This window comes from Achromobacter sp. FW305-C-30-7, assembly GCF_058783105.1.
On sequence record NZ_JBYSYI010000001.1, the window covers coordinates 307,520 to 330,727 of the forward strand.

A 23,208-nucleotide genomic window follows, 5' to 3' on the forward strand; every position below is an offset into this window, starting at 1 on the left:
TATTTCCCTGCGCTGAACGGTGCATCTACCAGATCAATCGCACATCTTCCGTTACCCAGCTTGCTTGCGGCTGAATGGAGGCATGACTTGCCGGTGCATGATCGCCTTCCATCGTGTGCAGAAAATGCGCAGATTCTGAGGGTGGCGACCAGTAATTGTCCCATTCATGCAAATATGTTCCCCAAAATAAGGGTTTTTACTAAGCTCCAATCGCCAGATACTTCGTCCCAGCAATCAAATTGTCATATCGCACCTGCCAGCCTGGCAGAAGACGATGTGCAAGGTTTAGGATGGAGTCATCGCAATGAAAGCCCTAGCTACCGCACTTATGGTTACCGCAACGCTGGTGGGTATGTCCGCCGCTCACGCCGATGGCAAGACGCGTGAACAGGTCCAACAGGAACTGCAAGCCGCCAAGGCCGCCGGCCAGGTCACGTTTGGTGAACTGGATTACCCGCCCGCCGCCGTCGAGCGCACCAGCCTGACGCGTGAACAAGTCCAGCAAGAACTGCAAAGCGCCAAGGCCGCCGGCCAGGTGACCTCGGCCGAACTGGACTACCCACCCAAAGCTGCCGTGTCGCAAACCGCCGGCAAGACCCGCGAACAAGTCCGCCAGGAATTGGCCGAAGCTAAGGCCCGCGGCGAGTACACCTTTGGCGAACTGGATTACCCGCCCCAAGGCCGCTAAGCCGTCCAGCAGGCAAGAAAAGAGCCCCCCCGATGCAGAGGGGCTTTTTTACGCTAGGTGGAAGGGCGAACGGCCCGTGAGCCAACTGCCGATAGTGTCGCGTTTTCGCATCAGAATTGTGCGGGCCAATCAACAACTCTTGTTGGTCGTCTGGCCTCGGCAGCAGAATATCCCAGGCCCGTCCAATATTTTGCGAGCCTTAATTCGCATTTGATATCAACGTGTTAACGCAGGTTTCCAAAGAGAGCAGCTGGTAAGTAGGCCGTCATTATCCCAACCATGGAAAGTAGTTCTTCGAAATCCGGGTTACTTCGAATTGGCGCAGGCTGGACACTGGCTTCAGTGCATGCGCCGCTAACTTGTTCGCAGCGGCACGCAGATTCCCGCCCCTGTGTGCGGTGGGTTTGCGGTTTGCCTTTCATCTCGCCATTTTGGGGACTTATATGAAGAAGACGCTATTGGCTGTCGCGCTGTTGGCTGGTTTTGCCAGCGTTGCGCAAGCCGCAGACTCCGTGACGCTGTACGGCTTGATCGACGCTGGTATTGGCTACGAGAAGGTCAAGTTCGACGGCAATTCGCAAAGCCGCTTCGGCGGCGTGCAGGGCGTGAGCAGCGGCTCGCGGTTCGGCCTGCGCGGCACTGAAGATCTGGGCGACGGCCTGCGCGCCGTGTTCACCCTGGAAGCCGGTTTTGGCCCCATGAATGGCAAGTCGCTGCAAAACGGCCGCCTGTGGGGCCGCCAGGCCACCGTGGGCCTGGACAGCGATACCTGGGGCCGTCTGGAATTCGGCCGCCAGACCAACCTGGCTTCCAAGTACTTCGGCTCGATCGACCCGTTCTCGATCAGCTACAACACCGCCAACATGGGTACCACGTTCGGCAGCGCCAACACCATGCGCCTGGACAATATGGTCCTGTACCAGACCCCCAGCATGGGCGGCTTCAAGGCGGGCATCGGCTACTCGTTCAGCGCCGATGACGCGGTCAGCGATACATCGCAGACCGGCTTCCAGACCGGCAATAACAACCGCGTGCTGACCGCAGGCGTGCAGTACGTCAACGGCCCGTTGAACCTGGCCGCAGCGTATGACCGCTTCAACCCGTCCAACGGCCAGACCGGCGGCAAGTCCGAAGCCCGCATCCAGGAATACATCCTGGGCGGTTCGTATGACTTCGAAGTCGTGAAGGTTGCGGCGGCATTCGGCCAGACCCGCGACGGCTGGTTCGTCGGCCAGAACATGGGCACCACGCCCGCTGGCATGCAGAACCTGGGTACGTTCAAGCTGGCTGACGGCTTCCGCGCCAATTCGTACATGATCGGCGCCACCGTGCCGCTGGGCCGCCACTCGGTCTTCGGTTCGTGGCAGCGCGCCACCGCCAGCAACGACAAGCTGACGGGCGACGACGCGACGTTCAACGTCTACAGCCTGGGCTACACCTACGACTTCACCAAGCGCACCAACCTGTACGCGTACGCCTCCTACGGTGACAACTACGCGTTCCAGCGCGATGCGACCGACACGGCAGTCGCCGTCGGTGTGCGTCACCGTTTCTAAGCGATAGGACGTCCGGCAAGACCTTGCTGAATGCGCGGCTCATCTCCGTGGGCCGCCGAGTGACAGCGAACCCCCGCGACTGGTTGCCGCCGGACGTTTCTTGAGCAGGGAAGGGAAGGGCCTCCGCAAGGAGGCCCTCTCGTTTTTTTAGGCGCCCGCGTGAAGGGCGTGGATTTAGAGGAACAACTTGTAGGCCGGGTTGTCGGTCTCGTTCCAGTGGGGATAGCCCAGTTCCGCCACGAAGCTGCGGAACTGCTTCTTGTCGGCAGGCGGCACCTGGATGCCGATCAGGATGCGGCCGTAATCCGCGCCCTGGTTGCGGTAATGGAACAGGCTGATGTTCCAGTCCGGATTCATGGCGTTGAGAAAGCGCATCAGCGCGCCCGGGCGTTCCGGAAATTCGAAGCGGTACAACAGTTCGTTGCGCGCCAGCGCGGAACGTCCGCCCACCATGTGGCGCAGGTGGGTCTTGGCCATTTCGTCGTGGGTCAAGTCCAGCGTGTCAAAGCCATGGCGGCGGAAGTTGGCCGCGATCTTGTCGGGCTCGGACGCCGAGGACACCTGGATGCCGACGAAGACGTGCGCGCGATCCGCGTCGGAGATGCGGTAATTGAACTCGGTGACGCTGCGCTCGCCCACCAGTTCACAGAAACGGCGGAAGCTGCCGCGCTGCTCCGGCATGGTGACGGCGAACACGGCTTCGCGCATTTCGCCGACTTCGGCGCGTTCGGCCACGAAGCGCAGGCGGTCGAAATTCATGTTGGCGCCGCAGGCGATCGCCACCAGCGTCTTGCCCTTCAGATGGTGTTCGGCCGCGTACTGCTTGGCGCCCGCGACCGCCATCGCGCCGGCCGGCTCCAGCACGCTGCGCGTGTCCTGAAATACGTCCTTGATGGCCGCGCAGATCGCGTCGGTGTTGACCACCACGAAGTCGTCCACATACTGGCGCGTGAGCTTGAAGGTTTCGGCGCCCACCATCTTGACCGCCGTGCCGTCCGAGAACAGGCCCACGTCGTTCAACTGCACGCGACGGCCCGCGCGCACGCTGCGCAGCATGGCGTCCGAGTCTTCCGTCTGCACGCCGATGATCTTGATTTCCGGGCGCAGCTGTTTGATGTAGGCGGCCACGCCCGCGATCAGCCCGCCGCCGCCGATGGCGACGAAGATGGCGTCGATCGGGCCGGGATGCTGGCGCAGGATTTCCATGCCCACGGTACCCTGGCCGGCGATCACGTCGGGATCGTCGAAGGGATGGACGAAGGTCAGCTTCTCTTTCTTTTCCAGGATCTGCGCATGCGCGTAGGCGTCGGAAAAGCTCTCGCCCGCCAGCACGACTTCGCCGCCCAGGCGGCGCACCGCGTCGATCTTGACCTGCGGGCTGGTGGTGGGCATGACGATGACGGCGCGGCAGCCCAGCCGGCTGGCCGCCAGCGCGACGCCCTGGGCGTGGTTGCCGGCCGAGGCCGCGATCACGCCGCGGTTGCGCGCGGCCGGGCTCAGGTTGGCCATCTTGTTGTACGCCCCGCGCAGCTTGAAGCTGAACACCGCCTGGGTATCCTCGCGCTTGAGCAGCACCGTGTTCGAAATCCGTTGCGACAGCAGCGGCGCCGCTTCCAGTGGCGATTCGACCGCGACGTCGTAAACCTTCGAGGTCAGGATGCGTTTCAGATAATCAGTGGACATGGGACAGCGGCTGGCGGCAAGAAGTAGGGAAGTGGGGCAGATTATGCACCCGCGCGCGGCTACACTCGCCCCACTATGGAAGAAAGTCTGTTATCCGCTGTGCATTGGATGCTGGGGGTGCTGGCGCTGCCCTCGGTCGGCCTGTCTGCGATCTTCACCGTCTCGCTGGTGTCCGCGACCTTGCTGCCGCTGGGGTCCGAGCCGGCCGTGTTCGGCTTCATCAAGCTGGCGCCGGACATGTTCTGGCCGGCCATCCTGGTGGCGACCCTGGGCAATACCGCTGGCGGCGCCATCAGCTACGCCATGGGCCTGGGCGCCGAACGCGCCGTGCAACGCTGGAAGGAAAAGCACCCCCATCCGCATCCCGACGCGACCGAGGGCGGACGCATGCGCGGGCGCTGGAATGAGCGCGCCCACGACTGGATCCACCGCATGGGGCCACCCGCGCTGCTGTTGTCCTGGCTGCCCGCCGTGGGCGATCCGCTGTGCGCGGTCGCGGGGTGGCTGCGGCTGTCCTTCTGGCCCTGCGTGTTCTACATGGCCATCGGCAAATTCCTGCGCTATCTGGTCATGACCGCCAGCCTGCTGTGGTTTTTTCCCGGCCAGGTCTAGCGCCGATATTGCAATTAATCGGGGACGTACCATCCCCGCCATTTCCGGATTTCGAGCGCGTCCCTAGGGGTATTAGGGGCCAGACTCGTCCAATGGCATAAAATAGTTTTTTAAGGGCCCCCTCTTGCAGCCATGAACGCCCCACTCGCTAGCCACATCTTGAACGGGGCGATGCCGCCCGCAGCACCCGCGCGCTTGCGCGAAATCCCGTACAACTACACGTCGTTTTCCGACCGCGAGATTGTCGGCCGGTTGTTGGGCGACGACGCCTGGAGCCTGCTGAGCGACCTGCGCGGCGAGCGCCGCACCGGCCGTTCCGCGCGCATGCTGTACGAGGTGCTGGGCGACATCTGGGTGGTGCGCCGCAATCCCTATCTGCAGGACGACCTGCTCGACAACCCCAAGCGCCGCAAGCAGCTGATCGAAGCCCTGCATCACCGCCTGGGCGAAATCGACCGCCGTCGCGAACCGGACGTGCCCGCCGAGGCCGGCCATGATCCGCACCGCGACGAGAAGGTCGTCGGCCTGCTGGCGCGGGCGCGTTCCGCCATTGCCGCGTTCGAGGGCGAGTTCGACCAGACCGCCATGATGCGCAAGCAGGCGCAGAAGGTGCTGGGCCGCATCACCGCGCGCGACAACATCAAGTTCGACGGCCTGTCGCGCGTCTCGCACGTGACCGATGCCACCGACTGGCGCGTCGAATACCCCTTCGTGGTGCTGACGCCGGACACGGAAGACGAGATCGCGGCGCTGGTCACCGCCTGTATCGAGCTGGGGCTGACCATCATTCCGCGAGGCGGTGGCACCGGCTATACCGGCGGCGCCATTCCGCTGACCTGGAAGTCGGCAGTCATCAACACCGAGAAATTCGACAAGCTCGGCAAGGTCGAGTCCTGTTTGCTGCCCGGGCTGACCGAGCCCGTGGCGGTCATCCATGCCGGCGCCGGCGTGGTGACCAAGCGCGTCTCCGAAGCCGCCGAGGCGGCCGGCTTCGTGTTCGCCGTCGATCCGACCTCGGCCGAGGCTTCCTGTGTCGGCGGCAACATCGCCATGAACGCGGGTGGCAAGAAGGCCGTGCTGTGGGGCACCGCGCTGGACAACCTGGCCTGGTGGCGCATGGTCGACCCGAACGGCAACTGGCTGGAAGTCAGCCGCCTGGACCACAACATGGGCAAGATCCATGACGTGGACGTGGCGCGCTTCGAGCTCAAGTGGTTCGACGGCCGCGGCAAGCCGGGCGAGCGCCTGCTTAAGACCGAAACCCTGGAAATCCAGGGCCGCGTGTTCCGCAAGGAAGGCCTGGGCAAGGACGTCACGGACAAGTTCCTGGCCGGCCTGCCCGGCATCCAGAAGGAAGGCTGCGACGGCCTGATCACGTCGGCGCGCTGGGTGCTGCACCGCATGCCGCGCTACACGCGCACGGTCTGTATGGAGTTCTTCGGCCAGGCGCGCGACGCGATTCCGTCGATCGTCGAGGTCAAGGGCTACCTGGACGGCGAAGGCCGCGCCCGCGGTGCCATCCTGGCGGGGCTCGAGCATCTGGACGAGCGCTATCTGCGCGCGGTGGGCTACGCCACCAAGAGCAAGCGCGGCGTGCTGCCCAAGATGGTCCTGATCGGTGACATCGTCGGCGACGACGAAGACGCCGTGGCCGCGGCATCCAGCGAAGTGGTGCGCCTGGCCAATACGCGCCATGGCGAAGGCTTCGTGGCTGTCAGCCCCGAGGCGCGCAAGAAGTTCTGGCTGGACCGCTCGCGCACCGCTGCCATCGCGCGCCACACCAACGCCTTCAAGATCAACGAAGACGTGGTGATCCCGCTGCCCCGCATGGGTGAATACACGGATCACATCGAACGCATCAACATCGAGCTCTCGACCCGCAACAAGCTCAAGCTGCTGGGCGAGCTGGACGCCTATCTGTGCACGCCGTTGCCCGTCGGCAAGATCGATGACACGGACGTCGAGACCACCCGCGCCGAAATGCTGGCCGAGCGCACGCGCCAGGCGCTGGAACTGCTGGCCGCCGTCAGGCAGCGCTGGCAGTGGCTGCTGGACAACCTGGACCTGCCGCTGATGCAGGCGCTGCCCGAGCTGCATGGCCTGGGCCTGGGCGAATTGCAGCCGGCGCTGTCGGACCGCCTCGCGGCGCAGCCGGGCGCATGCGTCTTCGACGTGGTGCAGGATCGCACCATCCGCCTGTCCTGGAAGACCGAAGTGCTGGCCGGCTTGCAGCGCACGTTCTCGGGCGCGGCCTACAAGAAGATCGTCGACGAACTGGTCGCCATCCACGGCCGCGTGCTCAAGAGCCGCGTCTTCGTGGCGCTGCACATGCACGCCGGAGACGGCAACGTGCACACCAACATCCCGGTCAACTCGGACGACTACGAGATGCTGCAGGAGGCCCACCAGGCCGTCGAGCGCATCATGCAGATCGCCCGCGACCTGGACGGGGTGATCTCCGGCGAGCACGGCATCGGCCTGACCAAGTACGAATTCCTGACCGAAGCCGAACTGGCGCCGTTCCAGGACTACAAGCGCCGCGTCGATCCCAACGGCCACTTCAACGCCGGCAAACTGATGCCCGGCGCGGACCTGCGCCACGCCTGGACGCCCAGCTTCAACCTGATGGGCCACGAGTCGCTGATCATGCAGCAAAGCGACATCGGCGCCATCTCGGAATCCATCAAGGACTGTTTGCGTTGCGGCAAATGCAAGCCGGTGTGTGCCACCCACGTGCCGCGCGCCAACCTGCTGTATTCGCCGCGCAACAAGATCCTGGCCACTTCGCTGCTGGTGGAAGCCTTCCTGTACGAAGAGCAGACCCGCCGCGGCGTCAGCCTCAAGCACTGGGAAGAGTTCGAGGACGTGGCCGACCATTGCACGGTCTGCCACAAGTGCTACAACCCCTGTCCGGTCGATATCGACTTCGGCGACGTGTCCATGAACATGCGCGCCGTGCTGCGCCGCATGGGCCGCAAGTCGTTCAATCCGGGCACGGCCAGCGCCATGTTCTTCCTCAACGCCAAGGACCCGGCCACCATCAACGCCACCCGCAAGGCGATGGTGGGCGTGGGCTACAAGGTCCAGCGCGCCGCGCACGACCTGTTGTCCGGCCTGGTGAAGAAGCAGACCGCCGCGCCGCCGGCAACGGTGGGCAAGCCGCCGCTGCGCGAGCAGGTGGTGCACTTCGTGAACAAGAAGATGCCCGACGGGCTGCCCAAGCAGGCGGCGCGCAAGCTGCTGGACATCGAGGACGCGAACTACGTGCCCATCATCCGCGATCCCAAGGCCACCACGGCCGACACGGAAGCGGTGTTCTACTTCCCGGGCTGCGGTTCGGAACGCCTGTTCTCGCAGGTGGGCCTGGCCACGCAAGCCATGCTGTGGCACGCGGGCGTGCAGACCGTGCTGCCGCCGGGCTACCTGTGCTGCGGCTATCCCCAGCGCGGCAACGGCATGACGGACAAGGCCGAGCAGATCATCACCGACAACCGGGTGCTGTTCCACCGCGTCGCCAACACGCTGAACTACCTGGACATCAAGACGGTGGTGGTCAGCTGCGGCACCTGCTACGACCAGTTGGCCGGCTACGAGTTCGACAAGATCTTCCCGGGCTGCCGCCTGATCGACATCCACGAATACCTGCTGGAAAAGGGCATCAAGCTGGAAGGGGCCAAGGGCGTGCGCTACATGTACCACGACCCCTGCCACACGCCCATGAAGCTGCAGGAACCCATGAAAACCGTGCGCGCCCTGGTTGGCGACGACGCCATCAAGAGCGACCGTTGCTGCGGCGAATCGGGCACCCTGGCCGTCAGCCGCCCGGACATCTCCACGCAGGTGCGCTTCCGCAAGCAGGAAGAACTGCTCAAGGGCGATGCCGAACTGCGCAGCGACGGCTTCACCGGCGACGTGAAGGTGCTGACCTCGTGCCCGTCGTGCCTGCAAGGCCTGTCGCGCTATGAGGGCGATACCGGCATGGACGCGGACTACATCGTGGTCGAGATGGCGCGCCACATCCTGGGCGAAGGCTGGATGGAAGAGTACGTGCGCCGCGCCAATGCGGGCGGCATCGAGCGGGTGCTGGTCTAAGCCGGTACGCGCAGCCAAAAAAAACCGCGGCCAGCAATGGCCGCGGTTTTTTTTACTTGTGGCAATGCGCCGGAGGGCTTACTCCAGCTTGATGCCGGCCTTCTTGATCACGTCAGCCCAGGCGGTGCGTTCCTGCTCGGCGTAGGCCTTGAACTCCTGCGAGGACAGCGGCATCGGGATCACGCCCATGTCCAGCATCTTCTGCGACACGGCGGGCGACTTCAGCGTGGCGTCCAGTTCGGCCGCCAGCTTCTTGACCACCGGCTCCGGCAGGCCGCCCGGGCCGACCAGGCCCTGCCAGGCATAGGCGGTGAAGTTGGGCACGCCTTGTTCGGCCATGGTGGGCGCGTCCGGCAGCGCGGCGACGCGTTCCGGGGTAGCCGCCGCCAGGACGCGCAGCTTGCCGGCCTTGACGTTGGGCAGGCCCGCGGCCAGGTCGATGAACATCACGTCCACCTGTCCGCCCAGCAGGTCCTGGATGGCGGGGGCGGCGCCCTTGTAGGGCACGTGCAGCAGGTTGGCGCCGGTGCGCTGCTTGAACAGTTCCAGCGCCAGGTGGTGCGGCGAGCCCGCGCCGGCGGAGGCCGCCGACAGTTTGCCCGGCTCTTTCTTGGCGGCCTGGATCACGTCGTCCACTGTCTTGAACGGCGAGTTGACGTTCACGGCCAGCAGCAGCGGGAACTTGGCGATGCCGCCGATGTAGGTGAACTTGGACGGGTCGTAGGACAGCTTGGCGTACAGCGACGGGTTGAAGGCCAGCGTGCCCGAGTCGGCGGTGCCGACCATGTAGCCGGTAGGTTCGGCTTGGGCCACGGCGGTGGCGCCAATGATGGTGGCGGCGCCGGGACGGTTTTCGACCACGATGGTCTGGCCCAGCGGCTTTTCCATGCCGCCCGCGACCGTGCGCGCCACCACGTCGGCGCCACCGCCCGCCGGGTAGGGCACGATCCAGCGGATCGGCTGGGCGGGCCAGGATTGGGCAGAGGCCGCGCCTGCGGCCAGGGACAGGGCGGCTAGCGCCAACAGGCGCTTCGCGTGCTTATGCATGGGGTGTCTCCAAGTGCGGAATTGAATATGGGCCGGCGCCGCGAGGGGTGCGGGGGCCTGTTATGCGCCGTTATTATGCCTTGCGTCCCCGGCAATAGGCGGATGTTTTGCGCCTTGTTTTCAGCGGCTTATTGCGGGTCCGGGTAGCTGCGGGCGCCGAAGATCGCCGAGCCGATGCGCACTTCGGTGGAGCCTTCCTCGATCGCCAGCTCGAAGTCTCCGCTCATGCCCATGGACAGCCGGTCCAGCGACACGCCGGGCGGGTTTTCCTGGCGCAGCCGGTCGCGCAGCTCGCGCAGGGCGCGGAAGCAGGCGCGCACTTCGGCGGCATCCGGCGAATTCACGGCCAGCGTCATCAGGCCCTGCACGCGCAGCGTCGGGAAGTCGGTGGCGATACGGCGCAGGAAGGCGGGCACGTCCGCGGGATCCATGCCGTACTTGCTCGGCTCGGACGAGGTCTTGACCTGCACCAGCACGTCCAGGGTCCGGCCTTCGTTGGCCAGGCGGCGATGCAGGGCTTCGGCCAGCTCCACCCGGTCCAGCGACTGGACCTCGGCCGCGTCGCGCGCGGCGTCGCGGGCCTTGTTGGTCTGCAGATGGCCGATCAGCACCCATTGCAGGCCCAGGCCGTCCAGCGCCGCGGCCTTCTGGCGGATTTCCTGCGTCTTGTTTTCGCCGTAGCGGGTCAGCCCCAGCGCCATGGCCTCGCGGATGGCATCCACGCCGAAGGTCTTGCTGACGGGCAGCAGCGTCACGCTGTCCGGGCTGCGGCCGGCGCGCGCGCAGGCGTCGGCGATGCGTTGCTGGATCTGGGCAAGGCGCCCGGCCATGGTGTCTACGGCGGTCATTCAGCTCTCTGGTAGGGACGGGATGTCCCATAGTGTAGGACTGCGCAGGATCGTTTCGCCACAGTGCCCGCGCGCGTCGTTGACCCTGTGTAATCGGCAGGCTTAGAATTTGAAGATATTTGTTTATATTTCAATGTTCTATGCCATCCGGCGCCGCCCCAGCGGGCGTCACGGTTTCCCACCTTTACTGTCTCCCGCCATGTCCACCGCAGCGCCTGAATACGCTTTCGCCACGCCTTTCCTGAATCCGCCCGCTTCCCCCATCCGATCGCTCATGCCGTATGCCATGCGTCCCGGCACCATTTCGCTGGCGGGCGGCTACCCCGCGCAGGAACTGTTCGACGTGGACGGCCTGTCGATCGCATCGACCCAGGTGCTGGCTCGCCTGGGCGCCTGCCTGCAGTATTCCAACATCGACGGCCAGGCCAGCCTGCGCCATGAACTGGCGCGTCTGTCGGCGGAGCGCGGCCTGATCTGCAACCCCGATACCGAGCTGGTCGTGACAGGCGGTTCGCAGCAGGCCCTGGCGCTACTGACCCGCGTCATGCTGCAGCCCGGCGACCACGCCATTATCGAATCGCCCGCGTTTCCGAATTCCGTGCAGGCGCTGCGTTACACCGGCGCAACGGTGCATACGGTGCAGTCGGGCCCCGAGGGCATCGACGTGGACGCGCTGGACGAACTGGCCGGCCGCATCAAACCCAAGATGGTCTGCGTGGTGGCATCGTTCTCGAATCCCTGCGGCGCGACCCTGACCCGCGAGCGCCGCCTGCGGCTGCTGGAACTGGCGGTCAAGCACCGCTTCCTGATCGTCGAGGACGACCCCTACAGCGAGCTGCGCTTTGCCGGCGAGGCGGTGCCGCCCATCGCCGCGCTGGCCGAAGGCGAAGCCCGCCACTGGGCCGTGTACCTGGCCAGCATGTCCAAGACCATGGCGCCCGCGCTGCGCATCGGCTGGCTGGTGGCGCCGCCCGAAGTCCGCCGCCGCTGCGTCAGCGCCAAGGCCGCCGACGACATGGCCTCGTCCGCCTGGATCCAGGAAGTCGTGGCCCAGTACCTGGCGAACGGCCGCTACGGCGAGCATGTGCCGCGCATCCGCGCGGCCTACGGCCTGCGCTGCGACGCCATGGCCGAGTCGCTGGCCCGCGAACTCAACGGCCGCGTCACTTTCAGCAAGCCCGAAGGCGGCATGTTCTTCTGGGCCCGCCTGACGGGCGACATCGACGCCACCCGCCTGTTGCCCTACGCCATCGAGCACGAGGTCGTCTACGTGCCGGGCAAGGCCTTCTATGCCGACGCGGCGCAGGCCGACCTGCACGCCATGCGCATGTCCTTCGCCACCATGAACGAAAGCCAGATCGCCCAGGGCATGGTGCGGCTGGGCCGCGCGCTGGACGCGTGCGAAGCCAACGAGCCGGTGTCGATCTCGCTGGCCGCCTGATGCCGGCTTGACGGCGCGCATCCGCCGCCGCCTTGCCTGTTGCTATGCTTTTTGCCTGTCCGCCCTGGCGCTTGCGCGCCGGGGCGCGCATACCTAAATAAGCGCTTGTTATTTGGTTCGAGCGCTTCATGTCTATAAGCTTCTTGCCTCGGCGCGTCCCCGCGCCCGCAAAGCAGAACAGGAAACGAGGTCATGAACATTGCAAAAGGGTTGATCGGCGCGACGTTGCTGGCGGCAGCGGCGCAGGGTGCGCAAGCAGCCACGCTGGACGTGGTGCGCCAGCGCGGCGCCGTGGCTTGCGGCACGACCACGGGCTTCGCGGGCTTTTCCGCGCCCGACGCGCAAGGCAAGTGGCAGGGGCTGGACGTGGACCTGTGCCGCGCCATCGCCGCCGCGGTCTTCGGCGACGCCAACAAGATCAAGGTGGTGCCGCTGAATTCGCAGCAGCGTTTCACCGCCCTGCAATCCGGCGAGGTGGACGTGCTGACACGCAACACCACCGTCACGCAGCAGCGCGATACCGCGCTGGGCATCATCCACGCCGGCATCAACTTCTACGACGGCCAGGGCTTCCTGGTGCCCAAGTCCCTGGGCGTGAAGAGCGCCAAGGAAATCAACGGCGCCACCATCTGCCTGCAGACCGGCACGTCCAACGAGAACACGCTGGCCGATTGGGCGCGCGCCAACAACGTAAGCTACAAGCCGGTCGTGATCGAAACCTTCAATGAAGTGGTCAACGCCTTTGCCGCGGGCCGTTGCGACGTCTTCAGCACCGACGCTTCGGGCCTGGCCTCGATCCGCATTTCCAAGCTGCAGAACCCCGACGACTACGTGGTGCTGCCCGAGATCATCTCCAAGGAACCGCTGGGCCCGTTCGTGCGCCAGGGCGATGATGCCTGGCTGAACATCGTGCGCTGGTCGCTGTCGGCCATGATCGAGGCCGAAGAGTACGGGGTGTCGTCCGCCAACGTGGACGAACAGGCCAAGAGCGCCAATCCCAACATCAAGCGCATCCTGGGCGTCACGCCCGGTGGCGGCGCCAACCTGGGGTTGGACGAGAAATGGGCCTACAACATCGTCAAGCAGGTGGGCAACTACGGCGAGAGCTTCGAGCGCAACGTGGGCCAGGGCAGCCCCTTGAAGATCAAGCGCGGCCTGAATGCGCAATGGACGCAAGGCGGGCTGATGTACGCGTTGCCGATCCGCTGACGAGAATGGATTTCGCGCGCCCGGCCATCGATTGCCAGCGCGCGGAACCCCCGGGCGCTAGCCGCGCCGGTACAGTTCGGCGATCTTTACGAACGCGGTGCGCAATTCCCGCGTGCCGCCTTGAAAGATCATCGGCCGGCCGCGGTGCGTGAACACCACCAGGCGCTTGGAGAACAGCATCGGCACGAAGCGCGCGTAGCGCACGTCTTCCCAGGCGACTTCGCGGCGCGTGAACCAGGTCTGGCGCAGGCCGCGTTCGTCGATGGTGGTGATGGACGTCTGCATGTGCCAGGACACGAACAGCAGTCCCAGGAAGCACAGCGCCACTACGGCGGCCAGCAAGGTGTCGAAGGGTTGCGAAGGCGCGCGGATGGCGGTGGTGACCACCTGCACGCCCAGTACCGCCAGGATGACCCAGGTCAGGATGCGGACCCAGTCGGGCCAGGCCTGGCCCGACAAGGGCAGCGGGCCGATGGCCCGCAGCAGCGCCGCGTGGTCCTCGGCGGGGGGCGTGCCGGCGGGAGTGTTCATGGAGTCCGTCATGCCGCCCGTTTGGCGGCGATGGCGTTGCCGGCGCGGCTGGAACCCTTGCGGTTCAGATGGCCCGACATCCACTGGCCGATATCGACCACGGCGTCGAAGTCCACGCCGGTATCGATGTCCAGGCCGCGCAGCATGTACAGCACGTCTTCGGTGGCGACGTTGCCGGTGGCGCCCTTGGCGTAGGGGCAGCCGCCCAGGCCGGCCACCGAGGTGTGGAAAATCGAGATGCCGGTTTCCAGCGCCGCCAGGATATTGGCCAGCGCCTGCCCGTAGGTGTCGTGGAAGTGGCCGGAAATGCGCGCGGGATCGGCCACGCGCGTCACTGCCGTCATCACTTCGCGCACGCGCTTGGGCGTGCCCACGCCGATGGTGTCGGCCACGTCGATCTCGTCGACCTGCATCGCCAGGTAGCGCTGCGCCACGTCCACCACCGCTTCCACCGGTACTTCGCCCTGGTAGGGACAGCCCAGCGCGCAGCTGATGCTGCCGCGCACGCGGATGCCGGCGGCGCGCGCGGCTGCTACCACGGGTTCGAAGCGCGCGATCGATTCGGCGATGGAACAGTTGATGTTCTTTTGCGAGAAAGCCTCGCTGGCGGCGCCGAAGATCACGATCTCGTCGGCGCCGGCGGCCAGCGCGCCCTCGAAGCCCTTCATGTTCGGCGTCAGCACGGAATAGATGGTGCCGGGGCGGCGCTCGATGCGGGCCATGACTTCGGCGCCGTCGGCCATTTGCGGCACCCACTTGGGCGATACGAACGAGGCGGCTTCCACATTGGGGAAGCCTGCGGCGGCCAGGCGGTTGACCAGTTCCACCTTGACGTCGGTGGGCACGAATTCCTTTTCGTTCTGCAGGCCATCGCGGGGCGACACCTCGACGATCTTCACGCGGGAGGGCAAAGCCATGTCTATTCCTGTCTCGGGATGCGGTGAGCGGCGCGGCAAGGCGGCGGCGCTATCTGCACAATATTAGCGCCATAGGGCAGGCGCCGTTTTGCAGGCAAGGCGAAGGGCAACTGCCTTGGGGGAACGGCCCTATTTCAGCCGTTGATAGCGGCCGTCGTCCAGTCGGACGACGCGGCCTTGCAGCTCCAGTTCGAGCAGTTGCGCCTGCAGCTCGGCGGTGTCCATGCCGTTGCGGGCCAGGATCGCGTCCAGATGCAGCGGATCGTAGCCCAGCGCGCCGAGCACGGGATGGTCAGGCAAGGTTTCCTCCGTGGCGGGCTGGGCGCGCGCGGCAGGCGTGGGACCGCCGCCCAGTTCATCGGTGATGTCCCTGGCGGTTTCCACCAGCTTGGCGCCCTGGCGGATCAGCGCATGGCAGCCGCGCGAAAGCGGCGAATGGATGGATCCGGGAATGGCGAAGACCTCGCGTCCGCCCTCGGCGGCCAGCCGGGCCGTTATCAGCGATCCGCTTTGGCGGGCGGCTTCCACCACCAGCACGCCCCGGGCCAATCCCGCCACGATGCGGTTGCGCTTGGGGAAATGCTGCGGCAGCGCGCCCGTACCCAGAGGCAGTTCCGACACCAGCGCGCCGTGCGCCGCGATGCGGTGCGCCAGGTCGCGATGCTTGGCAGGGTAGATGCGGTCTATGCCGGTGCCCATGACCGCCACCGTGCCGGCGCCCTCGGGGCCGGCGTCCAGCGCGCCTTCATGCGCCGCGCCGTCGATGCCCAGGGCCAGCCCGCTGACCACGCGCCAGCCATGTCCAGCCAGATGGCGCGCAAAGGCGCGGGCGTTCTCCTGGCCGCCGGGCGTGGCGTTGCGTGCACCTACCACTGCCAGCGACGGCCCCTGCAGGAATGCCGGATCGCCTGCCACGTAGAGCAGGATGGGCGGATCGGCGATGGTGAGCAGGCTTTGCGGGTAAGTGGGATCGGCCAGCGTCAGGATGTGCCGCCCGGGCGCGGCGACCCATTCCAGCGCGCTTTCAACCTGCGCCGCCATCTCTTGCGGCATGGGGGCGGCGAGCTGCCGGGCCAGCGCCTCGGGCAGATGGCGCGACAAGGCCGTGGCGCGCTGGGCGTAGATCTGTTCCGGCAGGCCGAGTGCGCCCAGCAGCGTGCAGGCGGTGGCGGAGCCGATGTTCGGCTCCAGGGACAGGCGCAGCCAGGCGGCCAGTTCGGAAGGGGATTGCGTGAGCGGCATGGGGCAGGCGCGTAAGGGCGTCGATGGGACGAGAGTGTCGCATGCGGGGCGAGCGGGCGCGGGACCCGGGGGGACCGATTTGCGGCGCGGCGCGGGCAGGAACCCCCAGGGTATATGGCAATCCGGCCAATCCTGGAATTAGCCGAAAACTATTAGAAATCAAGAGTCTAATGAATTAAACTCTTATGTAAACCTGACTACTGGCAATTCCCCCGCAATGGCTTTACTTCCTATTCTTCGTTACCCCGATCCGCGCCTGCACAAAAAGGCCAAGCCGGTCGCCGAGGTCGACGACCGCATCCGCCAACTGGTGCGCGACATGGCTGAAACCATGTACGACGCGCCGGGCGTGGGCTTGGCCGCGACCCAGGTCGACGTGCACGAGCGCGTCGTCGTGATCGACGTGTCCGAGGACAGCAACCAGTTGCTGGTCCTGATCAATCCCGAGATCACGTGGCACAGCGACGACTACAAGATCTACGAAGAAGGTTGCCTGTCGGTGCCCGGCGTCTATGACGACGTCGAGCGCGCGTCCCGCATCCGCTGCAAGGCGCTGGACGTGGACGGCAAGCCCTTCGAGTTCGAGGCCGACGGCCTGCTGGCCGTGTGCGTACAGCACGAACTGGACCATCTGGAGGGCAAGGTGTTCGTGGAATACCTGTCCAGCCTGAAGCAGAACCGCATCAAGACCAGGCTGAAGAAGGCCGAGCGCGAAGCGCTGCGTGCTTGAGGGCAAAGCCCACCCCCTACCCGCTGGCGCGGGCCCCCTCGAAAGGGGGCGGCGCTGGCGGACCGGCAAAGCCGGATCCGCTGCGCCCCGGATCGGCCATCGCTCCTGGCTGAGGGGAATTGCAATTCGTTGAGCGTTTCTTCCTTCCTTTTGTTTTTCATCCCATGCGCCTAGTCTTTGCCGGCACGCCGGAATTCGCCCGTATCGCCTTTGACGCCTTGCGCGCCGCCGGCCACGAGATCCCGCTGGTCATGACCCAGCCCGATCGCCCGGCAGGGCGCGGGCTGAAGCTGACGCCCAGCCCCGTCAAGCAGGCGGCGCTGGACGCTGGCATCGAAGTCGCCCAGCCGCGCAGTCTGCGCCTGGACGGCCGTTATCCCGAAGAGGCCAGCGAGGCGCAGGCCCTGCTGCAGCGCGTGGCGCCCGACGTGATGGTGGTGGCGGCCTATGGTCTGATCCTGCCGCAGTGGGTGCTGGACCTGCCGCGCCTGGGTTGCCTGAACATCCATGCCAGCCTGCTGCCGCGCTGGCGCGGCGCCGCGCCCATCCAGCGCGCCATCGAAGCCGGCGACGCCCAGACCGGCGTGACCATCATGCAGATGGACCAGGGCCTGGATACCGGCGACATGCTGCTGGAACGCGTGGTGCCGATCGGCGGCGATACCACCGCGGCCGAGCTGCACGATGCGCTGGCGCTGGCGGGCGGCGAGGCCATCGTTGAAGCGTTGGCCGCCCTGGCCCAGGGCGGCCTGACGCCGCGCAAGCAGCCCGAGGCCGGCGTGACCTATGCCGCCAAGCTCGACAAGGCCGAAGGCGCCCTCGACTGCACCCAGCCCGCCGGACTGCTGGCGCGCCGCGTGCGCGCCTTCAACCCCGTGCCGGGCGCCAGCATCCGCCTGCCCGGCCTGGCCGATCCGGTGAAGGTCTGGCGCGCGCAGGCGCTGGATGAGGCCACCACGGCCGCGCCCGGCAGCGTGCTGCGGGTCGACACCACAGGTATCGACATCGCCACTGGCAGCGGCGTGCTGCGCTTGCTGGAATTGCAGAAGGCGGGCGGCAAGCGCCAGCCCGTGGATGTGTTCGCGCGCGGCTGGCAGCCGGCCTGAACCTGCCGGGGCCAGGCGGCCCCGGGATTGCCCTTCAATACAAGGTGCTGGCTACGCGGGCCGGCAGTTCGCGGTCGTAGGTGACGCCGTCGAAGGTGCCTGCCGTCAGATCAGATAGGATGCAGCCCACGCTGGGCAGCGCGCTGCGCGGCACTTGCGTCGCCGGATCCCACAGCTTGGAGCGCAGCAAGGCCCGCGAGCACTGAAAGTACACGGTGTGCACGTCCACGATCAGCACCGAGCGCGGCAGCTTGCCATCCATCTCAAAGCGCGCCAACAGCGCAGGATCCACGCTGATGCGCGCAGCACCATTGACCCGCAGGGTCTCGCCCACGCCCGGCACCAGGAACAGCAGCGCGACCGGCGGGTCGGCCAGGATGTTGCGCAGGCTGTCGATGCGGTTGTTGCCGCGGCGATCCGGCAGCAGCAGCGTCTTGTCGTCCTCCACCACCACGAAGCCGGCGGGATCGCCGCGCGGCGAGGCGTCCAGCCCATCCGGGCCCGCGGTCGCCAGCACCGCGAACGGCGCGGCCTCGATGAAGGCGCGGTAGTGCGGATGCACATGATCCACTTCCTTCTTGAGGGAGGCTTCGCCGGACGCGCCATACAACGCCTGCAAGGCGTCTGCGTCGGTGACCAGATGGGCGGGATCGATGTGCATGGCTGGGGCTTCCAGGTTCAGGCCAGCGTGGCTGGCAGGTCGGCTACGGTCAGGAACAGCTCGTCGGGGCCGCGCTCGCGCAACGCCTCGACATGGTTATAGCCCCAGGCGACGGAGCCGATGCGCACGCCGGCCTTGCGGGCGGCGTCGATGTCGCGCATTTCGTCGCCCACCAGCAGGAAGCGCTCGGGGGCGGTGCCGTGCTGCTTGAGCAGGCGGTCGATCTTGGCGGACTTGCCGAACAGGTCGGTGCCGCATTCGTAGTCGTCGAACAGCGCGGCGGTTTCCGCGCCCAGCACGCGTTGCACGTTCTCGATGGAGTTCGAGCTGACCACCGCCAGGCGCAGCCCGCCCGCCTTCAGGCGCGCCAGCGCGTCGGGAATGCCGTCGAACAGGTGCACGCTGGGATCGATCTCCTGCATCAGCGTACGCACGTGCGCCATGATGGCGGGCAGCTTCCACAGCGGAATGCCGAGGAACTTGAGGATATCGGCGGCATCGCGGTGCCGCAGCTGCTCGCGTTCGGACGCGTCGATCTTGCGGAAGCCGTACTTGTCGGCCACCGTGTTCAGGATGGAGTTGAACCAGGGCATGGTGTCCGCCAGGGTTCCATCGAAATCAAAAGCGGCAATGTCGTATTTCAAAGCGTGAATCTCTAAAGCCTGTTGATACGGGAAACGGCCTTGCGCCGGCCCTAGCTGCCATGCGGATGCAGCAGATAGTGCACGACGGGAGCCAGGCCTTCGAGCGGCGGCGCGCCGGCCACCACGCGGGCGGCGCTGGTCCAGGGATAGTCCAGCCCCAGCAGCCAGCCGAAAACCGCTTCGGTGTCATGCGCGGGCAAGGTCACCATGGTTTCGATGGTGATGACCAGGCCGGTCGCGCGATACGGCTCGGGCTGGAACTCCCACTCATACCGGCCACAGCCCACGCGGACGTTGCCGCTGGCCTTTTCCGTCATGCCCACGATCCAGTCGCATTGGTAAGCGGGCAGACGCGCACCGGCCTCGGGCCGCGCCAGGTAGTACGTGTAGACGTTGTCGTAGGTCTGGCCGAACTTGCGCACCAGGGTGTCGGTGATCGCGGCCAGTCCGTGCGACTCGGGCGGGAAGGCAATGGCTTGCGTGCGCAATGCCATCTTCAGCACCGCGTCGGGAGCGAACGCGCGCGCCATGTAGTGCGGGCGGTTCTCGTCCTTGGCGTGAAAGTAGTCGCGCAGTACGGACTCGGTGCTGGCGGGAGTCAACGCATGGGTGGGCATTGCGGGCCTTCCGTGGTGGTCGGGTTGATGGATGGCGTCAGGCCTTGATCTGTTCGAACCACTTCGAGACATTGGGCGGTTCGTACATGGCGTAGCGGTCCAGCAGCAGGGCAGGGTCCTCTTCCACCACCAGCATGTCGCGATGCTGGGGGCGGATGAATTCTTCCTCGACCGCATGGTTCACGAACTGGACCAGCGCGTCGTAGTAGCCGGCGATGTTCAGCAGGCCGCAGGGCTTGTTGTGCATGTTCAGTTGCGCCCAGGTCCAGACCTCGAAGAACTCTTCCAGCGTGCCGGCGCCGCCCGGCAGCGCGATAAAGCCGTCGGCCTTTTCCATCATCATGGCCTTGCGCTCGTGCATGGTCTGCACCATGTGAAGCTCGGTCAGGCCGCGGTGCGCCTGCTCTTTCTTCATCAGCAGTTCGGGAATCACGCCGATCACGCGGCCGCCGGCGGCCAGCACCTCATTGGCCACCACGCCCATGATGCCCACGACCGAACCGCCGTAGACCAGTCCCAGATCGCGCTGCACCAGTTCACGGGCCAGCACGCGGGCCTGTTCGATGTAATCCGGCCGGGCGCCCGGGTTCGAGCCGCAGTACACGCAAATGTTCTTCAGAGTCATAGATCTTTGGGTGAAGCCTATCCCGTTACAGATTGCGTCACGGGTTTTCGGGAAGCCCATAGTTTACGCAAGGTTCGAAAACCATTTCGGACGCCCCGATTTCGGGGGCAGGGGCAATGTTTGGACACAGCATGTTCCGCCACGATCGGTAGACTGGGTTGTTCGGAGAGACTGGAAGCCCAGTGTCGCAGTGCTTTCACTTAACCAAGAGGAGCCACGATATGGAACAAGCAACCCGTACCCAAACACAGGCCGGCCGCCCGTTCGAGATGGACGTCAAGGCGATACGCGCGAAGGCGCGCAAGGACATCGAGTCCGGCGCGGTGACCGACACCTATCGCGCCGACCGGCAGACCGTGCTGAAGCTGCTGAACGAAGCGCTGGCCACCGAGATCGTCTGTGTGCTGCGCTATAAGCGCCATTACTTCATGGCGCGCGGGCTGAACGCCGAGCCAGTGGCCGCGGAATTCGCCGAGCACGCCACGCAGGAACAGGAGCACGCGGACCGGCTGTCGGAACGCATCGTGCAATTGGGCGGCGAGCCCAACCTGTCGCCCAAGGGCCTGCTCGAGCGCAGCCATTCCGAGTACGTCGAAGGCGCCTCGCTGGAGGACATGATCAAGGAAAACCTGATCGCCGAACGCATTGCCATCGACAGCTATCGCCAGATGATCGACTACATCGGCGAGCAGGACTCCACCACGCGCCGCATGCTGGAAGAGATACTGGCCGTGGAAGAAGAGCACGCCGACGACATGTCGGACTTCCTGGCGCGCAACTAGCGCGCTTGCGGCAAGGAGGCGGCGCGCGCGTCGTGCAGGCGCGCCGCCGCGTCCAGCGCCGCATGATGCTGCTCGGCCCAGCGGTCCAGCGCGACCAGCGCCACATTCAAGGACCGGCCCAGTTCGCTCAGGCGGTAGCTCACATGCGGCGGCACGGTGCCCAGATCCTCGCGCAGCACCAGGCCGTGGCGTTCCAGTTCCCTAAGCGTCTGCGTCATGACCTTCTGCGAAATCCCGTCCAGCCTGCGCAGCAGCTCGTTGTTGCGCAAGGGGCCGTGCTCGAGCGCCGGCAGGATCAGCGGCACCCATTTGCCGGCAATCAGCTCCAGGGCGCGGCGCGAGGGACACGCGGCGTCGAATACGTCGCCAGCAGGCGAGAGTGCGGCAAGCTTTTTCATGGTTACCAAAAGGTGCGTACTTGTCCTTAGGTAACTATAGCCCTTACGCTGGCGATTCCCTAGCCCTGGCAGGAGGCCGAGATGGCCTGGTTGATTCTGGTCGCCGCGAGCGCGGTGGAAATCGTGATGGCGCTGGCCTTGAAGTATGCCGACGGCTGGACCCGTTTCTGGCCGAGCGTGATCGGCATTGCCGCCGCGCTCGGCAGTGTGTTCTTGCTGACGCTGGCCATGAAGCAGCTGCCCGCCGGCACGGCCTATGCCATCTGGACCGGCATAGGCTCCGTGGGCATTACCGTGCTGGGCATCATGCTGTTCGGGGATTCGCCATCCGCCGCGCGCCTGCTGTGCATCGCGCTGATCGTGGGCGGGGTGGCGGGGCTCAAGCTGCTGGAAGCCTGAGCCGCGCGCACGGCGGGCGCCGCGCGCGGGACCGGGCTCAGATCGCGTCGGCCCAGAGGTCGTATTCGTCGGAATCGGTGACGCGGACGCGCACCAGATCGCCCGCCTTCAGCGGCTTGTCCGAACTGACGTAGACGCAGCCGTCGATCTCGGGCGCGTCGGCGCTGCTGCGGCCCACGGCGCCATCTTCGTCCACTTCGTCGATCAGTACGTCGATCTCGCGGCCCACCTTCTTCGCCAGGCGAGCGGTCGAGATCGATTGCTGCAGCTCCATGAAGCGTTCCCAGCGTTCCTGCTTGACCTCGTCCGGCACCGGATTGTCCAGCAGGTTCGCGGGCGCGCCTTCCACCGGCGAATACTGGAAACAGCCGACGCGGTCCAGCTGCGCTTCCTGCATCCAGTCCAGCAGGTACTGGAAGTCTTCCTCGGTTTCGCCGGGGAAGCCGACGATGAAGGTCGAGCGTATCGTCAGGTCCGGGCAGATCTCGCGCCAGCGCTTGATGCGGGCCAGGGTCTTGTCCTCGAAGGCCGGGCGCTTCATGGCCTTCAGGATGCGCGGGCTGGCGTGCTGGAACGGAATGTCCAGATAGGGCAGGATCTTGCCCTCGGCCATCAGCGGGATCACCTCGTCTACGTGCGGATACGGATACACGTAGTGCAGGCGCGTCCACACGCCCATTTCGGACAAGGCCGTACAGAGCTCGGTCATGCGGGTCTTCACCGGCCGGCCGTTCCAGAAGCCGCTGCGGTACTTCACGTCCACGCCATAGGCGCTGGTGTCTTGCGAAATCACCAGCAGTTCCTTCACGCCGGCCTTGACCAGGCGCTCGGCTTCGCTCAGCACGTCGCCCACCGGCCGGCTGACCAGATTGCCGCGCATCGACGGGATGATGCAGAAGCTGCAGCGGTGATTACAGCCTTCCGAGATCTTCAGGTAGGCGTAGTGGCGCGGCGTGAGCTTGATGCCTTGCGGCGGCACCAGGTCCAGGTAGGGGTTGTGATCTTTCTTGGGCGGGGCGGCCTGGTGCACGGCGCGCACCACCTCTTCATACTGCTGCGGGCCGGTCACGGCCAGCACGCTGGGGTGCACGTCGCGGATCACCGATTCCTCGACGCCCATGCAACCGGTCACGATGACCTTGCCGTTCTCGGCCAGCGCTTCGCCGATGGCCTCCAGCGATTCCGCCTTGGCGCTGTCGATGAAGCCACAGGTGTTGACGACGACCACGTCCGCATCGTCATACTCGGGCGTGACTTCGTACCCTTCGGTGCGCAGTTGGGTCAGGATGCGTTCGGAGTCGACCAGGGCTTTGGGACAGCCCAGGGAAACGAAGCCCACGCGCGGGGTTCGGCCTTCGGCGTTGACGGCGGCGATGGTGT

Annotated in this window: 22 protein-coding genes; 10 read left to right on the forward strand and 12 right to left on the reverse strand. The window is 65.8% G+C overall.

From position 1 onward, the window contains the following. Positions 1–304 precede the first annotated feature (304 nt). Complete coding sequence (locus AC3WOB_RS01560; RefSeq protein ID WP_013396711.1) at positions 305–688, forward strand: DUF4148 domain-containing protein; 384 nt, start codon at positions 305–307, stop codon at positions 686–688. Positions 689–1,131: 443 nt separating this feature from the next. Then, positions 1,132–2,244, forward strand: coding sequence for a porin (locus AC3WOB_RS01565; RefSeq protein WP_492273966.1), 1,113 nt, complete (start codon positions 1,132–1,134; stop codon positions 2,242–2,244). Positions 2,245–2,418: 174 nt separating this feature from the next. On the opposite strand, the gene ilvA is transcribed toward AC3WOB_RS01565, so the two are convergent. After that, a complete protein-coding gene (gene ilvA, locus AC3WOB_RS01570) occupies positions 2,419–3,927 on the reverse strand; it encodes a threonine ammonia-lyase, biosynthetic (protein WP_013396709.1) in 1,509 nt (502 codons plus the stop codon). A gap of 75 nt (positions 3,928–4,002) precedes the next feature. On the opposite strand from ilvA, the gene AC3WOB_RS01575 reads away from it, so the two are divergent. Continuing rightward, the gene (locus AC3WOB_RS01575) at positions 4,003–4,539 is read left to right on the forward strand and encodes a YqaA family protein (protein WP_013396708.1); all 537 of its coding nucleotides are present in this window, start codon (positions 4,003–4,005) and stop codon (positions 4,537–4,539) included. Between the two features lie 132 nt (positions 4,540–4,671). Beyond that, positions 4,672–8,631, forward strand: coding sequence for a DUF3683 domain-containing protein (locus AC3WOB_RS01580; RefSeq protein ID WP_492273967.1), 3,960 nt, complete (start codon positions 4,672–4,674; stop codon positions 8,629–8,631). A gap of 78 nt (positions 8,632–8,709) precedes the next feature. Here AC3WOB_RS01580 and AC3WOB_RS01585 read toward each other — a convergent pair whose 3' ends face one another. Both AC3WOB_RS01585 and AC3WOB_RS01590 read right to left on the reverse strand, forming a co-directional pair. Beyond that, positions 8,710–9,678, reverse strand: coding sequence for a Bug family tripartite tricarboxylate transporter substrate binding protein (locus AC3WOB_RS01585; protein WP_013396706.1), 969 nt, complete (start codon positions 9,676–9,678; stop codon positions 8,710–8,712). Between the two features lie 128 nt (positions 9,679–9,806). Continuing rightward, positions 9,807–10,526, reverse strand: coding sequence for a YggS family pyridoxal phosphate-dependent enzyme (locus AC3WOB_RS01590; protein WP_013396705.1), 720 nt, complete (start codon positions 10,524–10,526; stop codon positions 9,807–9,809). A gap of 199 nt (positions 10,527–10,725) precedes the next feature. On the opposite strand from AC3WOB_RS01590, the gene AC3WOB_RS01595 reads away from it, so the two are divergent. Together AC3WOB_RS01595 and AC3WOB_RS01600 are read left to right on the forward strand one after the other, a co-directional pair. After that, positions 10,726–11,967 (forward strand): aminotransferase-like domain-containing protein, encoded by a 1,242-nt coding sequence (locus AC3WOB_RS01595; RefSeq protein ID WP_013396704.1) that lies wholly within the window; start codon positions 10,726–10,728, stop codon positions 11,965–11,967. Between the two features lie 192 nt (positions 11,968–12,159). Further along, positions 12,160–13,176, forward strand: coding sequence for an amino acid ABC transporter substrate-binding protein (locus tag AC3WOB_RS01600; RefSeq protein ID WP_492273968.1), 1,017 nt, complete (start codon positions 12,160–12,162; stop codon positions 13,174–13,176). 57 nt (positions 13,177–13,233) lie between these two features. On the opposite strand, the gene AC3WOB_RS01605 is transcribed toward AC3WOB_RS01600, so the two are convergent. The 3 genes from AC3WOB_RS01605 to dprA form a co-directional block, all read right to left on the reverse strand. After that, on the reverse strand, positions 13,234–13,707 hold the full coding sequence (locus tag AC3WOB_RS01605) for a membrane protein (RefSeq protein ID WP_041656737.1): 474 nt from the start codon (positions 13,705–13,707) through the stop codon (positions 13,234–13,236). A gap of 8 nt (positions 13,708–13,715) precedes the next feature. Then, the gene (locus AC3WOB_RS01610; protein WP_492273969.1) at positions 13,716–14,624 is read right to left on the reverse strand and encodes a hydroxymethylglutaryl-CoA lyase; all 909 of its coding nucleotides are present in this window, start codon (positions 14,622–14,624) and stop codon (positions 13,716–13,718) included. A gap of 129 nt (positions 14,625–14,753) precedes the next feature. Beyond that, positions 14,754–15,866 carry a DNA-processing protein DprA gene (gene dprA, locus AC3WOB_RS01615; RefSeq protein ID WP_492273970.1) on the reverse strand — a complete coding sequence of 371 codons (1,113 nt, stop codon included), beginning with the start codon at positions 15,864–15,866 and terminating at the stop codon, positions 14,754–14,756. Positions 15,867–16,083: 217 nt separating this feature from the next. Here dprA and def point away from each other — a divergent pair, with 217 nt between their 5' ends. Together def and fmt are read left to right on the forward strand one after the other, a co-directional pair. Further along, the gene (gene def, locus AC3WOB_RS01620) at positions 16,084–16,596 is read left to right on the forward strand and encodes a peptide deformylase (protein ID WP_013396699.1); all 513 of its coding nucleotides are present in this window, start codon (positions 16,084–16,086) and stop codon (positions 16,594–16,596) included. A 164-nt stretch (positions 16,597–16,760) separates the two neighbouring features. Continuing rightward, positions 16,761–17,702 carry a methionyl-tRNA formyltransferase gene (gene fmt / locus AC3WOB_RS01625; RefSeq protein WP_492273971.1) on the forward strand — a complete coding sequence of 314 codons (942 nt, stop codon included), beginning with the start codon at positions 16,761–16,763 and terminating at the stop codon, positions 17,700–17,702. Between the two features lie 34 nt (positions 17,703–17,736). Here fmt and AC3WOB_RS01630 read toward each other — a convergent pair whose 3' ends face one another. Genes AC3WOB_RS01630 through AC3WOB_RS01645 form a run of 4 tightly spaced genes read right to left on the reverse strand, consistent with a single transcriptional unit; the run spans position 17,737 to position 20,249 of the window. Continuing rightward, complete coding sequence (locus AC3WOB_RS01630; protein WP_492273972.1) at positions 17,737–18,363, reverse strand: pyridoxamine 5'-phosphate oxidase family protein; 627 nt, start codon at positions 18,361–18,363, stop codon at positions 17,737–17,739. Between the two features lie 17 nt (positions 18,364–18,380). Further along, the gene (locus AC3WOB_RS01635) at positions 18,381–19,007 is read right to left on the reverse strand and encodes an HAD hydrolase-like protein (protein ID WP_013396696.1); all 627 of its coding nucleotides are present in this window, start codon (positions 19,005–19,007) and stop codon (positions 18,381–18,383) included. A gap of 50 nt (positions 19,008–19,057) precedes the next feature. Then, positions 19,058–19,624, reverse strand: coding sequence for a hypothetical protein (locus AC3WOB_RS01640; RefSeq protein WP_492273973.1), 567 nt, complete (start codon positions 19,622–19,624; stop codon positions 19,058–19,060). Between the two features lie 37 nt (positions 19,625–19,661). Continuing rightward, positions 19,662–20,249, reverse strand: a complete 588-nt coding sequence (locus AC3WOB_RS01645) for an LOG family protein (RefSeq protein ID WP_013396694.1) — start codon at positions 20,247–20,249, stop codon at positions 19,662–19,664. 221 nt (positions 20,250–20,470) lie between these two features. Between AC3WOB_RS01645 and AC3WOB_RS01650 the strand changes: the two genes are divergently transcribed. Beyond that, a complete protein-coding gene (locus tag AC3WOB_RS01650) occupies positions 20,471–21,031 on the forward strand; it encodes a ferritin-like domain-containing protein (RefSeq protein WP_013396693.1) in 561 nt (186 codons plus the stop codon). On the opposite strand, the gene AC3WOB_RS01655 is transcribed toward AC3WOB_RS01650, so the two are convergent. After that, the gene (locus tag AC3WOB_RS01655) at positions 21,028–21,429 is read right to left on the reverse strand and encodes a winged helix-turn-helix transcriptional regulator (protein WP_492273974.1); all 402 of its coding nucleotides are present in this window, start codon (positions 21,427–21,429) and stop codon (positions 21,028–21,030) included. The genes AC3WOB_RS01650 and AC3WOB_RS01655 overlap by 4 nt on opposite strands. An 81-nt stretch (positions 21,430–21,510) precedes the next feature. Between AC3WOB_RS01655 and AC3WOB_RS01660 the strand changes: the two genes are divergently transcribed. Beyond that, a complete protein-coding gene (locus AC3WOB_RS01660; protein ID WP_013396691.1) occupies positions 21,511–21,828 on the forward strand; it encodes a DMT family transporter in 318 nt (105 codons plus the stop codon). 37 nt (positions 21,829–21,865) lie between these two features. Here AC3WOB_RS01660 and rimO read toward each other — a convergent pair whose 3' ends face one another. Continuing rightward, positions 21,866–23,203: a 30S ribosomal protein S12 methylthiotransferase RimO gene (gene rimO, locus AC3WOB_RS01665; protein ID WP_492274601.1), complete on the reverse strand. Its 1,338-nt coding sequence runs from the start codon at positions 23,201–23,203 to the stop codon at positions 21,866–21,868. Positions 23,204–23,208 lie beyond the last annotated feature (5 nt).

What these genes read in the sequence shown, in the direction of transcription:
- AC3WOB_RS01560 (WP_013396711.1), top strand. Translation starts at nt 305, where the DNA reads ATGAAAGCCCTAGCTACCGCACTTATGGTTACCGCAACGCTGGTGGGT.
- AC3WOB_RS01565 (WP_492273966.1), top strand. Translation starts at nt 1,132, where the DNA reads ATGAAGAAGACGCTATTGGCTGTCGCGCTGTTGGCTGGTTTTGCCAGC.
- ilvA (WP_013396709.1), bottom strand. Translation starts at nt 3,927, where the DNA reads ATGTCCACTGATTATCTGAAACGCATCCTGACCTCGAAGGTTTACGAC.
- AC3WOB_RS01575 (WP_013396708.1), top strand. Translation starts at nt 4,003, where the DNA reads ATGGAAGAAAGTCTGTTATCCGCTGTGCATTGGATGCTGGGGGTGCTG.
- AC3WOB_RS01580 (WP_492273967.1), top strand. Translation starts at nt 4,672, where the DNA reads ATGAACGCCCCACTCGCTAGCCACATCTTGAACGGGGCGATGCCGCCC.
- AC3WOB_RS01585 (WP_013396706.1), bottom strand. Translation starts at nt 9,678, where the DNA reads ATGCATAAGCACGCGAAGCGCCTGTTGGCGCTAGCCGCCCTGTCCCTG.
- AC3WOB_RS01590 (WP_013396705.1), bottom strand. Translation starts at nt 10,526, where the DNA reads ATGACCGCCGTAGACACCATGGCCGGGCGCCTTGCCCAGATCCAGCAA.
- AC3WOB_RS01595 (WP_013396704.1), top strand. Translation starts at nt 10,726, where the DNA reads ATGTCCACCGCAGCGCCTGAATACGCTTTCGCCACGCCTTTCCTGAAT.
- AC3WOB_RS01600 (WP_492273968.1), top strand. Translation starts at nt 12,160, where the DNA reads ATGAACATTGCAAAAGGGTTGATCGGCGCGACGTTGCTGGCGGCAGCG.
- AC3WOB_RS01605 (WP_041656737.1), bottom strand. Translation starts at nt 13,707, where the DNA reads ATGAACACTCCCGCCGGCACGCCCCCCGCCGAGGACCACGCGGCGCTG.
- AC3WOB_RS01610 (WP_492273969.1), bottom strand. Translation starts at nt 14,624, where the DNA reads ATGGCTTTGCCCTCCCGCGTGAAGATCGTCGAGGTGTCGCCCCGCGAT.
- dprA (WP_492273970.1), bottom strand. Translation starts at nt 15,866, where the DNA reads ATGCCGCTCACGCAATCCCCTTCCGAACTGGCCGCCTGGCTGCGCCTG.
- def (WP_013396699.1), top strand. Translation starts at nt 16,084, where the DNA reads ATGGCTTTACTTCCTATTCTTCGTTACCCCGATCCGCGCCTGCACAAA.
- fmt (WP_492273971.1), top strand. Translation starts at nt 16,761, where the DNA reads ATGCGCCTAGTCTTTGCCGGCACGCCGGAATTCGCCCGTATCGCCTTT.
- AC3WOB_RS01630 (WP_492273972.1), bottom strand. Translation starts at nt 18,363, where the DNA reads ATGCACATCGATCCCGCCCATCTGGTCACCGACGCAGACGCCTTGCAG.
- AC3WOB_RS01640 (WP_492273973.1), bottom strand. Translation starts at nt 19,624, where the DNA reads ATGCCCACCCATGCGTTGACTCCCGCCAGCACCGAGTCCGTACTGCGC.
- AC3WOB_RS01645 (WP_013396694.1), bottom strand. Translation starts at nt 20,249, where the DNA reads ATGACTCTGAAGAACATTTGCGTGTACTGCGGCTCGAACCCGGGCGCC.
- AC3WOB_RS01650 (WP_013396693.1), top strand. Translation starts at nt 20,471, where the DNA reads ATGGAACAAGCAACCCGTACCCAAACACAGGCCGGCCGCCCGTTCGAG.
- AC3WOB_RS01655 (WP_492273974.1), bottom strand. Translation starts at nt 21,429, where the DNA reads ATGAAAAAGCTTGCCGCACTCTCGCCTGCTGGCGACGTATTCGACGCC.
- AC3WOB_RS01660 (WP_013396691.1), top strand. Translation starts at nt 21,511, where the DNA reads ATGGCCTGGTTGATTCTGGTCGCCGCGAGCGCGGTGGAAATCGTGATG.